Genomic DNA, 14,663 nt, shown 5'->3' on the forward strand with positions numbered 1-14,663 from the left:
GCCGCCTAGCGCTCGAGCTCGCCGCGGATGAACGCCTCGACGTCGGCGCGGGCCACGTCGTCGGCCTTCTGCACCGGCGGGGACTTCATGAAGTAGGCGCTCGGGGAGGTGAGCGGGCCGCCGATGCCCCGGTCGAGGGCGATCTTCGCCGCGCGGACGGCGTCGATGATCACGCCGGCGGAGTTGGGCGAGTCCCACACTTCGAGCTTGTACTCGAGCGAGACGGGCGCGTCGCCGAAGTTGCGGCCCTCGAGGCGGACGAACGCCCACTTGCGGTCGTCGAGCCACTGGACGTAGTCGGACGGGCCGATGTGGACGTCGCGCTCGGCGAGCTCGGCCTCGACGTTGGAGGTCACGGCCTGGGTCTTGGAGATCTTCTTGGACTGGAGCCGCTCGCGCTCGAGCATGTTCTTGAAGTCCATGTTGCCGCCCACGTTGAGCTGGTAGGTGCGGTCCACGGTGACGCCGCGGTCCTCGAACAGCTTGGCGAGGACGCGGTGGGTGATCGTGGCGCCGATCTGGCTCTTGATGTCGTCGCCCACGATCGGCACGCCGGCCGCGCGGAACTTCTCGGCCCACTCGGGGGTGCCGGCGATGAAGACGGGCAGGGCGTTGACGAAGGCCACGCCCGCGTCGATGGCGCACTGGGCGTAGAACTTCGCGGCCTTCTCCGAGCCCACGGGGAGGTAGCAGACCATGACGTCGACCTGCGCCTCGCGCAGGGCGGCGACCACGTCGACCGGCTCCTCGTGGGACTCCTCGATCGTTTCGAGGTAGTACTTGCCGAGGCCGTCGAGCGTGTGGCCGCGCTGGACCGTCACGCCGGTCGGGGGGACGTCGGCGATCTTGATGGTGTTGTTCTCGCTCGCGCCGATCGCGTCGGCGAGGTCGAACCCGACCTTCTTGCCGTCCACGTCGAACGCCGCGACGAACTCGAGGTCGCTGACGTGGTAGTCGCCGAACTCGACGTGCATGAGGCCGGGGACGGTGTCCGCCGGGTCGGCGTCGCGGTAGTAGTGCACCCCCTGGACGAGGGAGGCTGCGCAGTTGCCCACGCCCACGATGGCTACTCGGATCTTCTTCTCTGGCACGGTACTCCTCATCGCGTAGACCGGCGGAGCCGGTCCACGGGCTCCGCTGCTCGGCTCATCCTATCCGCGTGGCACTCCCCCGCCCGCTGCCCGGTCCCTAGACTGGCGGAATGGGACGCAAGAAGAACAAGAAGTGGTCAGAGCTCAGCGGCGGCCAGCGCTTCGGCGTCGTCCTGGGCGCCCTCGTGCAGTTCGCGCTCCAGGGCGCGGCGCTGCGGGACCTCGCGAAGCGGCCGAAGGACCAGGTCAACGGCCCGAAGGCGGCGTGGGCCGCGGCGAGCTTCATCAACACGATCGGCCCGATCGCGTACTTCCTCCTGGGCCGCAAGCACAGCCCGGCGCCGGCGGCGAAGGGCTCCGGGACGAGCGCGGCCTCCTCGGGCCTGAAGACCTCGATGGGGGTCTCGATCGGCAAGAAGCTCGGCTGAGCCCCCTTCCGTAGACCGGCGCACGACGCCGGGGGCGCACCGCGCGCTCCCGGCGTGGCCGGTGCGCCCGGGCCGGTTAGGCCCCCTGCGGCGCCCGCACCGTGAGGGCCCCCTGGTCGACGCGCGCGGTGAACACCCTGCCCTGGCCGAGGTGGTCGCCGTCGAGCTGGATGTCGTGCGGGTGCGCGCTGGCGAGCCGGACGCGCTTGCCCTCGAAGTGCCCGAGGTCGGGCGGGGAGTGGCGGCGGAACCTGCTCAGGAGCGCCCCCACCACGCGGAACCAGCCGCGGAAGCCGCTGGGGGCCACGGCGAGGACGTTGAGGATGCCGTCGTCCACCTTGGCCCCGGGGAAGACCTCGACGTTGCCCTGGATGCGGCCGCAGTTGCCGACCATGACCCCGCGCTGGCGCCGGTCCATCGCGAGCTGGCCGTCCACGTCGACCCGGATGCGGTGGGACTCGCCCACGATGTTCTGCGCGGCCGAGACCACGTAGGCGAACCAGCCGGCCTTGGCCTTGAGGTCGTCGTCGGTGTTGGCCATGACGGTCGCGTCGAGGCCGAGGCCGGCCATGACCACGAAGGCGAGCTCGTCGCCGTCGTCCATCTTGGCCCAGGCCACGTCGATGCGCCGCTCCGCGCCGCCCATGGCGGTGTCCAGGGCGCGCTCGGGGTCGTCGATCGGCAGCCCGAGGTTGCGGGCCAGCAGGTTCCCAGTGCCGAGCGGGACCACCCCGAGCGGCGTCCCGGTGCCGGCGAGCGCCCCTGCGGCGGCGCGCACGGTGCCGTCCCCGCCGGCCACCACCACGAGCTGCGCGCCCTTGTCGAGGGCCTCCCGGGCCATCCCCGCCCCCGGGTCCTCGACGGTGGTCTCGAGCACGAGCGGTTCCGCCCCGCGCGCGGCGCAGCGGGCACGGAAGGACTCCACGACCGCCTCCGCGCCCTGCTTGACGGGATTCACGATCAGCGCCTCCACGGGGCCCCCTCATCCTCTGCGTTGTCTGGGGTCCAACGTTACCGAACCGTTCCCCGGTAAAGATGCGGCAACGGAGTGCCGCGCGCCGTGACCCGGCGCGGCTGGCGTGCTACTACAGAGGCAGCTTGGCTTCCACCGCAAGCGGAAAAACCGATCATGCTCGCACCATCTAGGGAGTTGACATGGGATTTTTCGGGTTCCTCATCCTCGGACTCATCGCTGGGGCCATCGCCAAGGCCATCCTGCCGGGCAGGCAGGGCGGCGGCTGGCTGGTGACCCTTCTGCTCGGCGTCGTCGGTGCCATCCTCGGGGGCTGGATTGGGGGGCTGATCTTCGGCGGCAACACGCTGGGCAGCTTCTTCGAGATCCGGACCTGGGTGACCGCGATCGTCGGATCGCTCATCGTCCTGCTCATCTGGGGGGCGCTCGCCAAGCGCCGGGCCTGACCCCCCGCCCCTCCCCTTCTGAAGGTCACCTCCTGAGAGTCACCTTCTGAAGGGCATCTTCTGGGAGTCACCTCCTGTAGGTCTTTGTGACGACATTGACCTTCAGGAGGTGACTTTCAGATTTTTGGGGGGCGGACGACGCCGGCCGCCCGCCTCGTGCGCCCGCGCTCACCCCATCTGGGGGTCACCTTCTGCGAGTCCTTCTGAAGGGCACCTTCTGAGAGTCACCTCCTGTAGGTCATTGTCAGGACTTTGACCTTCAGGAGGTGACTTTCAGATTTTTTGGGGGGACGACGCCGGCCGCCCGCCTCGTGCGCCCGCGCTCACCCCATCTGGGAGTCACCTTCTGCGAGTCCTTCTGAAGGGCACCTTCTGGGAGTCACCTCCTGGGGGTAATTGTCAGGACTTTGACCTTCAGGAGGTGACTTTCAGATGGTTGGTGGGGTGTGCACTCAGTCGGGCCTGCCACGTCGAGCTGCGGACCGGAGGCTGTCCAGCTCCCGCCGCAGCCGCGCGTTCTCGTCCTCGAGCTCGAGCACGAGCCGGATGCCCTCGATGGTGAGGCCCGCCTCGACGAGGTCGGCGATCCGGCCCAGCCGCTCGACGTCGTCCTCGCTGTAGCGGCGCGTGCCGCCGTCGGTGCGGGAGGGCGTCAGCAGGCCCTTGCGCTCGTACAGGCGCAGGCTCGAGAGGGCCATGCCGGAGAGCTCGGCCGCCACCGAGATCGCGTACACGCCCTCCGAGGAGCGCCGCTCGCGTGCCATGCCGCTTTCCTTCCGACAACCCCTTGATCTCTTCCTTCCGAAATACTATATCTGTGTCTGTAGAGGCAGATCCAAGGGTGATCGCCCTACAGAGGAAGTCTTTGGCAATCCGATATCGAACATCTGGAGGTGGCAGAGATGCTGATGCGAACCGATCCATTCCGTGAGCTCGACCGCCTGACGGAGCAGGTCTTCGGTACCGCATCCAGGCCCACGACCATGCCCATGGAGGCCTGGCGCGAGGACGGCGAGTTCGTGGTGGAATTCGACCTGCCGGGCGTGGACCCGGAGACGATCGACGTCGACGTCGAGCGCAACGTCCTCGCGGTCCGCGCAGAGCGGAAGTCGCACCGGCCGGACGGCGCGGAGGTGGTCGCGGCGGAGCGCCCGTCCGGCACGTTCGGCCGCGAGCTGATCCTCGGCGACGCCCTGGACACCGGGAAGGTCACCGCGAGCTACGCCGACGGCGTGCTGACGCTGCGCATCCCCGTGGCTGAGGAGGCGAAGCCGCGCAAGATCGCGGTCTCCACAAAGTCGTCGAAGAGGGAGATCGCGGCCTGAGGGACCGCCGCCCCGGCCGGGCAGGCAGCCCGGCCGGGGCCCGCGGCCTCCACCGTGCGGAGGCTGCCATGCGCGCGAGGGACTTCTACGAGGTGCTCGGAGTGGACCGGACGGCGAGCCGGGAGGAGATCCGCGCGGCGTACCGGCGGCTCGTCCGCGAACTGCATCCCGACGGCGTTGGCCCGGACGGGTGCGGGACCGGCTCCGACAGTGACCGCGAACGGCTCAAGGAGGTGATGGACGCGTACGCAGTGCTCGGCCGCGACGACCGCCGGGCCGCCTACGACGCCGCGCTGGCGCGCGCCGAGACCGCCCTGTGGGCCCAACCGCCGCCGCGCCGCCCCGTGTGGCTCGCTCCCAGGACGCCGATGGACGAGCCGCTGAGGGAGGAGGACCTCCTGTGGTTCCTCTTCCGCTGGTTCCGCTGAGCCGGAGCCCGTTGATCCATCGCCTGTGAAGGAGGGGCCGTGAGCCCAGAGCAGAGCAGCGGCTGGCGCCGCTACGACACCACGCTGTTCCCCGTGTTCCACGAGAGGTTCGAGGAGAAGTGGGGCGAGGGGACGGCCCCGTTCCTGGACCCCAGCGTGTTCGAGAACGAGCAGCCACGGCCGCGCGCCCAGTGGATCAACGTGGACACGGGAGCGGCGGTCGCCGTCGTGCCGGTGTGGGAGGACGATCCCACGGCGCGCTCGTTCGCCGTGTTCTATCTGCCTCCCTCCGGGGGCATCTGGGTGCTGCGGCCCCCGGGCCTGTCGAGCTACATCGAGGCCGTGGCCAACGGCACCGCGGCGAGCAAGGACGCGGTGGCCCTGCGCAACGACTCGTTCCACAAGGCGGTGGCGCACGCGGAGGCCTTCATCTTCGGCACCTGACGCGCTGCGGCCGGCCTCTGCCCTCGTCTGGAGCTTCTTCTCCTACGCTAGCGGTGACTGAAGCGCCATCCACAGCGGAGAAGGACCGATTATGACCAGGACCCATCGCATCGCGGTCATCGCAGGTGACGGCATCGGGCAGGAGGTGGTGCCCGAGGGCGTGCGCGCGCTGGAGGCCGCCGCCGAGGCCTACGGCTTCGAGCTGAGGACCACGGAGTTCGACTACGCGAGTGCGGACTACTACCTCAAGCACGGCACGATGCTCCCCGACGGCTGGTTCGAGCAGCTGAGCGCCTACGACGCGATCTTCTTCGGAGCCGTCGGCTGGCCCGAGGTCGTGCCGGACCATGTGTCGCTCTGGGGCAGCCTCATCCAGTTCCGCCGGCACTTCGACCAGTACGTCAACCTCCGGCCGGTCAAGCTGCTCGAAGGAATGAAGAGCCCGCTCGCCGGCCGCTCCCCGGGGGACGTCGACTTCTACGTGGTCCGGGAGAACACCGAAGGAGAATACTCGAGCATCGGCGGGAAGATGTTCGAGGGCACCGACCGCGAGACGGTCATCCAGGAGACCGTGATGACGCGCACCGGGGTGGACCGCGTCCTCACGTACGCGTTCGAGCTGGCCCAGCGCCGACCGCGCAGGCACCTGACCTCCGCCACGAAGAGCAACGGCATCTCCATCACCATGCCCTACTGGGACGAGCGCGTCGAGGAGATGGCCCGCCGGTACCCGGAGGTCGACGTGGACAAGTTCCACATCGACATCCTGGCCGCCAACTTCGTCCTCCACCCGGACTGGTTCGACGTAGTCGTGGGCAGCAACCTCTTCGGGGACATCCTCTCCGACCTCGGCCCGGCCTGCACCGGAACCATCGGGATCGCTCCGAGCGCCAACATCAATCCCGAGCGCCGCTTCCCGAGCCTGTTCGAGCCCGTGCACGGCTCCGCCCCGGACATCGCGGGAAGGGGCATCGCCAACCCCGTCGGCCAGATCTGGAGCGCTGCCCTGATGCTCGAGCACCTCGGCGAGCGCGAGGCCGCCGCCGGGATCCAGCGCGCCTTCGAGAAGGTCCTGGCGGGCGGCCCGCGCGAGGTGCTGACCCCGGACCTCGGCGGCGACGGGTCCACCCAGTCGCTCGGCAAGGCGGTAGCGGACGGGATCCTCGCCGGAGCCTCCCCGCAGGCCTGAGCGGCCCACGGCCTGGGAATTCCCACGCCGGGCACAAGCGAAAGGGCGCGGGGAGGACGGTGTCCATCCTCCCCGCGCCCTTCCAGGTCAGCCGAGGTCAGGGCCTGCGGCCCTCGTCGAAGCCATCGGTCTCGATGTGCTCCTTGGCGACCTCCTCGTTCACGGTCTCCTCGCCGGTGCGGGTCTCGGTGCCGAGGCGGACCCGCTCGACGGGCACGGTCTCCTTGTCGACCACGGGGCGCTCCTCGTGGAGGGTCACCTCGTGCTCTTCCTCCGAGAGGTCGGGACCGTCCATGGCGGCGCCCCGGTTCTCGTCCGTGATCGGCTCGCGCTCCACGCGCACCTCTTCCCGCTGGACCGGGACGGTCTTGGTGACGTTCTCCGTGGTGACGTACTTGCGGAGCCGGGCGCGGCCGACTTCCTGCCGCTCGGTGCCCACGTTGAGCCGCTCCTCGGAGCGGGTCATCGCATCGTCCGTGGCGGGCCCCGAGGTGTCGCGGCCCACGGTGCCGGTGCCGGAGACCTCACTGGCGTTCTCGGTCCGCTCCGTGTCGGTGCCTGCCAGGCCCGCCGATTCGCCGGTGCCGCCGTAGGCCGCGCCGCCCTCGCCGTAGACCGAGCCGGTCTGCGTGCCCGCGGTGTCCCGGACGCCCTGGGCTGCGCCGTTGGAGCGCCCGTAGTGCTTGTACAGCCGGTCCTCCTCGCCGGGCTCGAGATGCCCGTCGGGATCGACGTGCGGCGCGTCCTTCACCTGGTCCTTCGTGTACGGGACCACGAGGTCGTCGCCCCGCACGTCCGCACCGTCGAGGGGAACGAAGGACTCCCTCGTGCCGAAGAGTCCGGTCTTGACCGTGACCCACGTGGGCTGGTTGGTCTCGTCGTCGACGTAGAGCTCGCCGATCCCGCCGATCTTCTCCCCGTCCTGTCCGATGACGTCTCCGCCGCCGCGTCCGAGAGTCTCGATGTTCTCGCGTGTGACCATGGTGGTTCTCCTTCAGGCCATTGGAATGTGCATTCTGGAGCGCCCCCGCTTCTTGAGGACCCGCGGCGTCTCAGCGGCCGCGATACTCCGCTTGATAGCCACTGGGGCGGGGCGGCAAACAATCACAGGAGAAAAGCGCTGTCAGGCCCTCCGCTTGTCGTGGACCCCGGGAATGTCGCTGGTCTCCTTCGGGCCGACGTTGCCCTGCCGCTCGGCCCCGGGGGCGGCCCGGCCCTCCGGCACCTCGCTGGCGCCCTCGGACGACTCGTCGTCAGTGCCCGCGAGGCCTGCGGACCCGCTGCCCGCGCCGTAGGCCGAGCCGCCCTCGTCGAAGACCGAGCCGGTGTCCCCCTTGATCGGGTCGAGGTTCTCGTCCGCGGTCATCACCCTCAGGCCTTGGGAGCCCACGGCCGGGCCCTGCGAGCCCGGGACACCGTAGTGCCGGTAGAGGCGGTCCTCCTCGCCGGGGTCGAGATGGCCCTCGGGGTCGATCCGCGGAGCGTCCTTGACCTGGTCCTTGGTGCACCGGACCACGAGATCGCTCCCGCGCATGGTCGCCTGCCGCAAGGGGACGAACGACTCCTTCAGGCCGAACAGGCCTGTCTTGACCGTGACCCACGCGGGGTCTTCGGTGTCGTCGTCGACGTAGAGCCCGCTGAGCCGTCCGATCTTCTCGCCGTCCTGCCCGATGACGTCCCCGCTGCCGCGCTTGAGCCCCTCGAGGTCTTCGCGTGTGATCATGGCCGTTCCTCCTGAAGGTCAGTGGACTGTGTGCAGGGGTACTTACCCACTGACCTCCCCAGGGAACGGCTTCAGACCGAGAGGACGACGGCGGCGAGGCCCGGCAGGCGCACGGCGTCGCCGGAGGCGGTGCCCACCACGGCGCACCCGGGATCGGTGGCCACGGCCGCGGCGCCGGCGAAGCCCTCCGGCAGCGGCACGTCCACCGGGCCGGGCCCGAACCCGACGCACACGATCGCGCCGGGCCGGCGCCACGAGATCCAGCGCGGTCCGCCGTCCTCGCCGGGGGCCCCTCCGCCGCCGGCGATCACCTCGGTCTCGTCGAGCCGGCCGGACCACAGCCCGGGCAGCTCGGCGCGCACCTCGATGAGGCGCCGGTAGAGCGCAAGGAGGCGGGCGCCGTCGTGCGTCTGCGCCTCGGACCAGTCCAGCACGGACCGCTCCCGGGTGGCGGGATCCTGCGGGTCCGGCACCTGGGCGGGGTCCCAGCCCATCCGCTCGAATTCGGAGAGCCGGCCCTTCGCGGTGGCCTCGGCGAGCTCCGGCTCGGGGTGGGAGGTGAAGAACTGCCACGGGGTGGTGGCCCCGTACTCCTGGCCCATGAAGAGCATGGGGGTGAAGGGGGTGGTGAGTGCGAGCACGGCCTCGACCGCCTTGGCGTCCCATCCGAGGGCGGCGGTTGGCCTGTCCCCCACGGCGCGGTTGCCCACCTGGTCGTGGTTCTGGGTGCAGACCACGAGCTGGGAGGGATGCACGAGGTCGGGGTCGAGCGGCCTGCCGTGGTGCCGGCCGCGGAAGCTCGAGTAGCTGCCGTCGTGGTAGAAGCCGCCGAGGAGGACCTTGGCGAGGGCGTCCGGGTCGGCGAAGTCCTCGTAGTAGCCGTCCGCCTCGCCGGTGAGGGCCACGTGGAGGGCGTGGTGCACGTCGTCGTCCCACTGGCCGCCGAGCCCGTAGCCACCGGCGCGGCGCGGGTTGACCAGGCGCGGGTCGTTGAGGTCCGACTCGGCCACGAGGACCTTGCGGCGCCCGGTCTCCCGGCCCACTGCCTCGGCGAGGTCCTCGAGCTCCTCGAGGAGGGTCAGGGCGCGGTGGTCCTGGAAGGCGTGCACGGCGTCGAGCCGGAGCCCGTCCACGCGGTAGTCCTCGAGCCACATCCGGGCGTTGCCGAGGATGAACGCGCGGACCTCGTCCGAGCCGGGCCCGTCGAGGTTGACCGCGTCGCCCCACCCGGTGGCGGCGCCGGAGAGCATGTACGGGCCGAACTTGGGCAGGTAGTTCCCGCTGGGGCCCAGGTGGTTGTAGACCACGTCCTGGATCACGCCGATCCCGGCCGCGTGCGCGGCGTCGACGAAGCGCTGGTAGGCCTCGGGGCCGCCGTACTGCTCCTGGACGGCGTACCAGAGCACGCCGTCGTAGCCCCAGTTGTAGGGGCCGTTGAACGCGTTGACCGGCAGGGGCTCCACGAACCCGACGCCCAGCTCGGCCAGGTAGGGCAGGCGGGCGGCCGCGGCGTCGAGCGTCCCCTCCGGGGTGAACGTGCCCAGATGCAGCTCGTAGACCACGGAGCCGGCGAGCTGGCGTCCGGTCCAGCCGTCATCGCCCCACGCGTGCCGGGACGGGTCGAACCCGGCGGAGAGCTCGTGGACGCCCTCGGGCTGGCGGCGCGAGCGCGGGTCCGGGAAGGGCCCCTCGCCGTCGAGGACGTAGCCGTAGCGCTCCCCCGCGGCGAGCGCGGAGGCCACCGTCGAGGCCTCGGCGGACGACGGCGCCCACCACCCGCCGCCTGCATCCTCCAGGGGCAGCCGCTCGCCGCCCAGGACCAGCTCGACCCGGGACGGGATGGGCGCCCAGACCGAGCCGGGGGCCGACTGCTCTGCTGCGTCGCGGCGGTGCTCAGGCATGGTGGTCCTCCTCCTCGGGGACGAGCAGTGCCACCGGCAGCGTGCCCAGCACCTCGCCCACCAGTACGTCGCCGGGTCCGAAGGACCGGCCGGTGAACGCGTCCCGGGCCGCCCGGGCGAGCCGGACCGTGGTGGTGCCCCAGCCGCCGTCGCGCTCGAGGCCGGCCGGGAGACGGGTCGCGAGCGCCGTCACGCCCCGCTCTCCGCGCCGGAAGCCCACGAGGTGCTCCGCGGCGGGGCCCTCCGCCTCGACCGGGGCGTAGCCGGCGAAGAGCTCGGGCCGGTCGCGGCGCAGCCGCAGGGTGCGCGAGACGACGAGGAGCTTGGCCTCCTCGGCGAGCGGGCCGAGCACGGGCATGCCGGCGTCGAGCGCGGCGAGGGCCTCGGCGCGGGCGGCGAAGTCCACGGTGCGCCGGTTGTCCGGGTCGCACAGGGACCGGTCCCAGAACTCGGTGCCCTGGTAGACGTCCGGGACGCCGGGCATGGCGAGTTGGATCAGCTTGGCGGAGAGGGCGTTGGAGGCCCCGAACGGGGCGACGCGCTCGGCGTAGGCGGAGATGGCCGTGTGCGCCCCGCTGGCCGGGTCCACGGCGGCGTGCACGAGGCGGCGGACGGCGTCCTCGAAGGCCTCGTCCGGGTCGGTCCAGAGGGTGTGCACCCCGGCCTCGCGGGCGGCCTTCTCGGCGTACTGGACGAGGCGGTCCTCCTCGGCCGGCCAGGCGCCCAGGATGGCCTGCCACAGCAGGTTCGCGAGCGGCCCGTCCTCGAGCGGCGCGGCCTCGAGCAGCCGCGGGAGCACCTGCGCCCACTCGTCGGCGAGCTCGGCGAGCACGGTGATGCGGGCGCGGGTGTCCTCGCTGCGCTTGGTGTCGTGCGTGGTGAGCGTGGTCATGGAGTGCCCGAGGTGGCGCTCCCGCTCGGCGAGCTCGGCGTGGAATGCGGCGGGGGCCAGGGCGAAGGCCGTGGGGTCCCCGCCGACCTCGGTGAGGGTGCCGAGCCGGCTGTAGCGGTAGAAGGCGGTGTCCTCCACGGCCTTGGCCATGATCATGCCGGTGGTCTGCTGGAACCGTCGGCACAGCTCCTCGGACGGGTCCGCGAGCCGGGGCTCGAGGGCCCCGATCGTCCCGGCGAGTTCGGGGCGCTGCGCGGCGGCGGCGCGGCACGCCTCGGCGAGGACGGCGGCGTCGTGCTCCCCGCCCCCCTGCTGAGGGGTCACGTCCCCGTGCTGAGGGGTCATGTCCCTGAAGTAGGTGCGGTAGACCGGGAAGTGCGCGGCGATCTCGGCGAGGGCGTCGGCGAGGACGTCGAGGGACTCCGACTCGGCTTCGCTCCCCCCGACGCCGCCTCCGACCGCCGGCGCGGCCGCGAGTCGGGCCAGGCGGAGGATCTCGGCGTGCAGGAGTCCATCAGCCATCCAGCGCTTGGTCCCGTGGATCATCTCCGCATAGTCCGCGGCCTCCCCCCGCAGGCCGGTGTCGAGGGCCGTGAGCGGCTCCTCCCCCGCCGGGTCCACGAGGACGCGGTCCACGAGCCCGAGGGCGTCGTAGCCGGTGGTGCCCTCGCACGGGAAGTCCGCGGGCAGCGCCTCCCCCGGCTCGAGGATCTTCTCCACGAGCGTGTAGGCCCCGCCCGAGAGCTCGCGGAGCCGCTCGAGGTACGCGGCCGGGTCGCGGAGCCCGTCCGGGTGGTCGATTCGGAGCCCGTCCACGAGCCCGGCCTCCAGCCAGCGGCGCACCTCGGCGTGGCTCTCCTCGAACACCCACGGCACCTCGACGCGCACGCCGGCGAGGGTGTTCACGGCGAAGAAGCGGCGGTAGTTCAGGCGGTCGTCCGCCTCGCGCCACGGGACGAGCCGGTAGTGCTGGCGCTCGTGCACGGCCTCCGCCGAATCGCCGTCGGCGTAGGTGCCCGGAGCGAGCGGGTAGGAGTGCTCGTAGTACCAGAGCCGCTCGCCCTCGACCTTGAGCAGGCCGAGGTCCTCGGCCGAGCCGAGGACGGGCAGGAGCACCTTCCCGTCCCCGGCGTCCCAGTCCACATCGAAGGCCTCGGCGTAGCGGGAGCCGCGGCCCTCGCGGAGCAGGTCCCACCACCAGGGGGTCTCCTCGGGGACCTCGACGCCGAGGTGGTTCGGCACGATGTCCACGAGGATCCCCATCCCCGCCCCGTGCGCTGCGGCCGCGACCCGCTCGAGCGCCTCGCGCCCGCCCCGCTCCCGGTCCACCCGGGAGGGGTCCGAGACGTCGTAGCCGTGCTCGGAGGCGCCCACCGACTCCAGCAGCGGGGAGAGGTAGAGCCAGTCCACGCCGAGGGAGGCCAGGTACGGCACGAGCCGCGCGGCGTCGTCCAGCGTGAACTCGGGGCGGATCTGGAGGCGGTAGGTCGAGGCGGGGATCTTCACGGGACTCCTTCGCGTGGCCGGGGCTACTGGCCGGCGGTGCTGATGGACGGCTGGTTCGTGGTGGCGGAGCCGGCCTGGGCGGCCAGGGACGCCGCCACGGAGTGGTCCACTTCCTCCTCGTGGTTCTCGTGGGCCCGCAGGACGGCGAGGCTCTTGGCGGGCACGGTGAGGATCTCCTCCGCCTTGATCTCCTGCTCCCCCGCGGACTGGCCCGAGGTGTCCAGCATCACGTCCCACCCGGGCGCGTACTCCTGCCCGGGGAGGCAGAAGTCCACGTCGGAGTCGTCGGCGTTGAAGTACAGCAGGAAGTGCGCGTCCGCGATGGACTGGCCGTACATGTCCTGTCCGTGGATGCCGTGCCCGTTGAGGAACACGCCCACACTGCGACCCAGGGCCTCGTCCCAGTCCTCGGGGACCATGGGCAGGCCCTCGGTCCCGAGCCACTCGATGTCCGGCAGCGGCTGCCCCTCGCCGCGGCGCACCGGCCGGCCGTCGAAGAAGCGGCTGCGGCGGAACGTCGGGTGCTCGGCGCGCAGCCGGGTCACGGCGGCCGTGAACTCCACGAGCGGGTTGTCCGCGTTGGCCCAGTCGATCCAGGAGAGCTCGTTGTCCTGGCAGTAGACGTTGTTGTTGCCCTGCTGCGTGCGGCCCAGTTCGTCGCCGTGGGCGATCATGGGCACGCCCTGGGAGAGCAGGAGCGTGGCGATGAAGTTGCGCTGCTGGCGGGCACGCATCTCGAGCACGGCCGGGTCGTCCGTGGGGCCCTCGGCCCCGCAGTTCCAGGAGCGGTTGTGGCTCTCGCCGTCGTTGTTGTCCTCGCCGTTGGCCTCGTTGTGCTTCTCGTTGTAGGAGACGAGGTCGCGCAGGGTGAAGCCATCGTGCGCCGTGACGAAGTTGACCGAGGCCACGGGCCGCCGGCCGCTGTTCTCGTACAGGTCCGCGGAGCCGGTGAGACGGGAGGCGAACTCGCCCAGGGTGGAGGGTTCTCCACGCCAGAAGTCGCGGACGGTGTCGCGGTACTTGCCGTTCCACTCCGTCCACTGCGGCGGGAAGTTGCCCACCTGGTAGCCGCCGGGGCCCACATCCCAGGGCTCGGCGATGAGCTTGACCTGGGAGACCACCGGGTCCTGCTGGATGAGCTCGAAGAAGGTGGAGAGCTTGTCCACGTCGTAGAACTCGCGGGCCAGGGTCGCGGCGAGGTCGAACCGGAAGCCGTCTACGTGCATCTCGGTGACCCAGTACCGCAGCGAGTCCATGATGAGCTGCAGCGAGTGGGGGTGGCGGACGTTGAGGGAGTTGCCCGTACCCGTGTAGTCCATGTAGTACTGCAGGTCGTCCTCGACCAGGCGGTAGTACGCGCCGTTGTCGATGCCGCGGAAGGACAGGGTGGGGCCCAGGTGGTTGCCCTCGGCGGTGTGGTTGTAGACCACGTCGAGGATCACCTCGATGCCGGCGCGGTGCAGGGTGCGCACCATGGCCTTGAACTCCTGCACCTGCTGGCCGGTGTCCCCGCTCGAGGCGTACCCGGCGTGCGGGGCGAAGAAGCCGATGGTGTTGTAGCCCCAGTAGTTGTGCAGGCCCTTGTCCTGCAGCGTGGAATCGTCCACGAACTGGTGCACGGGCATGAGCTCGATGGCGGTCACCCCGAGCTTGGTGAGGTGATTGACGACGGCGGGGTGGGCCACGCCTGCGTAGGTTCCCCGCAGCTCCTCGGGAACCTCGGGATGCTGCTCGGTGAGCCCCTTCACGTGCGCCTCGTAGACCACGGTGCGGTGGTACGGCACGCGCAGCTGGGAGTCACCCTGCCAGTCGAAGAAGGGGCTCGTGACCACGCCGAGCATCATGTGCGGCGCGGAGTCCTCATCGTTGCGGCTGTTCGGGTCGCCGAAGTTGTAGGAGAACAGCGGCTGGGCCCAGTCCGGCTGGCCCATGACGGCCTTGGCGTACGGGTCAAGGAGCAGCTTGTTGGGGTTGCAGCGCTGCCCGGTGCCGGGGTCGTAGCCGCCGTGGACGCGGTAGCCGTACAGCTGGCCGGGCTGGACGTGCGGCAGGTAGCAGTGCCACACGAACCCGTCCACCTCGGTCAGCTCGAAGCGCTGCTCGTTGCGCTCCTCGTCGAAGAGGCACAGCTCGACCTTCTCGGCAGCCTCGCTGAAGATCGCGAAGTTCGTGCCGGTGCCGTCGAACGTGGCGCCGAGGGGGTAGGCCGTACCCGGCCAGATGTCCTTCTCCATGGTGCAAGCTCCTTGCTGTGCGGCCCTCTTGGGGCCGGGTGGGGGCATCCCCCGCGAGTCTAGGCGACCTTTATCCGGGGGCG

General features: G+C 70.9%; 14 protein-coding genes. 6 read left to right on the forward strand and 8 right to left on the reverse strand.

The features are described 5' to 3' along the window. Positions 1–5 precede the first annotated feature (5 nt). The gene (locus ACVWWH_RS12200; RefSeq protein ID WP_457316753.1) at positions 6–1,091 is read right to left on the reverse strand and encodes an inositol-3-phosphate synthase; all 1,086 of its coding nucleotides are present in this window, start codon (positions 1,089–1,091) and stop codon (positions 6–8) included. A 110-nt stretch (positions 1,092–1,201) separates the two neighbouring features. Between ACVWWH_RS12200 and ACVWWH_RS12205 the strand changes: the two genes are divergently transcribed. Beyond that, positions 1,202–1,519, forward strand: coding sequence for a PLD nuclease N-terminal domain-containing protein (locus tag ACVWWH_RS12205; RefSeq protein ID WP_084249534.1), 318 nt, complete (start codon positions 1,202–1,204; stop codon positions 1,517–1,519). 76 nt (positions 1,520–1,595) lie between these two features. On the opposite strand, the gene ACVWWH_RS12210 is transcribed toward ACVWWH_RS12205, so the two are convergent. After that, a complete protein-coding gene (locus ACVWWH_RS12210) occupies positions 1,596–2,492 on the reverse strand; it encodes a diacylglycerol/lipid kinase family protein (RefSeq protein ID WP_457316754.1) in 897 nt (298 codons plus the stop codon). 182 nt (positions 2,493–2,674) lie between these two features. Here ACVWWH_RS12210 and ACVWWH_RS12215 point away from each other — a divergent pair, with 182 nt between their 5' ends. Further along, positions 2,675–2,938, forward strand: a complete 264-nt coding sequence (locus tag ACVWWH_RS12215; RefSeq protein ID WP_066499166.1) for a GlsB/YeaQ/YmgE family stress response membrane protein — start codon at positions 2,675–2,677, stop codon at positions 2,936–2,938. A 452-nt stretch (positions 2,939–3,390) separates the two neighbouring features. Here ACVWWH_RS12215 and ACVWWH_RS12220 read toward each other — a convergent pair whose 3' ends face one another. Continuing rightward, positions 3,391–3,702, reverse strand: coding sequence for a MerR family transcriptional regulator (locus ACVWWH_RS12220; protein WP_066499168.1), 312 nt, complete (start codon positions 3,700–3,702; stop codon positions 3,391–3,393). A gap of 138 nt (positions 3,703–3,840) precedes the next feature. On the opposite strand from ACVWWH_RS12220, the gene ACVWWH_RS12225 reads away from it, so the two are divergent. The 4 genes from ACVWWH_RS12225 (at position 3,841) to ACVWWH_RS12240 (ending at position 6,324) form a co-directional block, all read left to right on the forward strand. Then, positions 3,841–4,263 (forward strand): Hsp20/alpha crystallin family protein, encoded by a 423-nt coding sequence (locus tag ACVWWH_RS12225; RefSeq protein ID WP_066499169.1) that lies wholly within the window; start codon positions 3,841–3,843, stop codon positions 4,261–4,263. A 68-nt stretch (positions 4,264–4,331) separates the two neighbouring features. Beyond that, positions 4,332–4,691, forward strand: coding sequence for a J domain-containing protein (locus ACVWWH_RS12230; RefSeq protein WP_457316755.1), 360 nt, complete (start codon positions 4,332–4,334; stop codon positions 4,689–4,691). 39 nt (positions 4,692–4,730) lie between these two features. Then, entirely contained in the window at positions 4,731–5,135 is a 405-nt protein-coding gene (locus ACVWWH_RS12235) for a hypothetical protein (RefSeq protein WP_457316756.1), read from the forward strand. A 91-nt stretch (positions 5,136–5,226) separates the two neighbouring features. Beyond that, positions 5,227–6,324: a tartrate dehydrogenase gene (locus tag ACVWWH_RS12240; RefSeq protein WP_457316757.1), complete on the forward strand. Its 1,098-nt coding sequence runs from the start codon at positions 5,227–5,229 to the stop codon at positions 6,322–6,324. Between the two features lie 97 nt (positions 6,325–6,421). On the opposite strand, the gene ACVWWH_RS12245 is transcribed toward ACVWWH_RS12240, so the two are convergent. From ACVWWH_RS12245 to glgX, 5 genes are all read right to left on the reverse strand, one after another. After that, entirely contained in the window at positions 6,422–7,306 is an 885-nt protein-coding gene (locus tag ACVWWH_RS12245) for a DUF2382 domain-containing protein (protein ID WP_457316758.1), read from the reverse strand. A gap of 141 nt (positions 7,307–7,447) precedes the next feature. Beyond that, positions 7,448–8,047, reverse strand: coding sequence for a PRC-barrel domain-containing protein (locus ACVWWH_RS12250; RefSeq protein ID WP_457316759.1), 600 nt, complete (start codon positions 8,045–8,047; stop codon positions 7,448–7,450). 71 nt (positions 8,048–8,118) lie between these two features. Beyond that, positions 8,119–9,948 carry a malto-oligosyltrehalose trehalohydrolase gene (gene treZ / locus ACVWWH_RS12255; protein WP_457316760.1) on the reverse strand — a complete coding sequence of 610 codons (1,830 nt, stop codon included), beginning with the start codon at positions 9,946–9,948 and terminating at the stop codon, positions 8,119–8,121. After that, complete coding sequence (gene treY / locus ACVWWH_RS12260; protein ID WP_457316761.1) at positions 9,941–12,346, reverse strand: malto-oligosyltrehalose synthase; 2,406 nt, start codon at positions 12,344–12,346, stop codon at positions 9,941–9,943. The genes treZ and treY overlap by 8 nt, the downstream gene beginning before the upstream one ends. Before the next feature lie 23 nt (positions 12,347–12,369). Then, positions 12,370–14,580, reverse strand: coding sequence for a glycogen debranching protein GlgX (glgX, locus tag ACVWWH_RS12265; RefSeq protein ID WP_066499185.1), 2,211 nt, complete (start codon positions 14,578–14,580; stop codon positions 12,370–12,372). Between the last annotated feature and the right edge of the window lie 83 nt (positions 14,581–14,663).

The sequence above is a fragment of the Sinomonas sp. RB5 genome (assembly GCF_054063535.1).

Coding starts and splice junctions, on each gene's coding strand:
- ACVWWH_RS12230 (WP_457316755.1), top strand. CDS start 4,332: ATGCGCGCGAGGGACTTCTACGAGGTGCTCGGAGTGGACCGGACGGCG.
- glgX (WP_066499185.1), bottom strand. CDS start 14,580: ATGGAGAAGGACATCTGGCCGGGTACGGCCTACCCCCTCGGCGCCACG.
- ACVWWH_RS12205 (WP_084249534.1), top strand. CDS start 1,202: ATGGGACGCAAGAAGAACAAGAAGTGGTCAGAGCTCAGCGGCGGCCAG.
- treZ (WP_457316760.1), bottom strand. CDS start 9,948: ATGCCTGAGCACCGCCGCGACGCAGCAGAGCAGTCGGCCCCCGGCTCG.
- ACVWWH_RS12225 (WP_066499169.1), top strand. CDS start 3,841: ATGCTGATGCGAACCGATCCATTCCGTGAGCTCGACCGCCTGACGGAG.
- ACVWWH_RS12215 (WP_066499166.1), top strand. CDS start 2,675: ATGGGATTTTTCGGGTTCCTCATCCTCGGACTCATCGCTGGGGCCATC.
- ACVWWH_RS12245 (WP_457316758.1), bottom strand. CDS start 7,306: ATGGTCACACGCGAGAACATCGAGACTCTCGGACGCGGCGGCGGAGAC.
- ACVWWH_RS12220 (WP_066499168.1), bottom strand. CDS start 3,702: ATGGCACGCGAGCGGCGCTCCTCGGAGGGCGTGTACGCGATCTCGGTG.
- ACVWWH_RS12250 (WP_457316759.1), bottom strand. CDS start 8,047: ATGATCACACGCGAAGACCTCGAGGGGCTCAAGCGCGGCAGCGGGGAC.
- ACVWWH_RS12240 (WP_457316757.1), top strand. CDS start 5,227: ATGACCAGGACCCATCGCATCGCGGTCATCGCAGGTGACGGCATCGGG.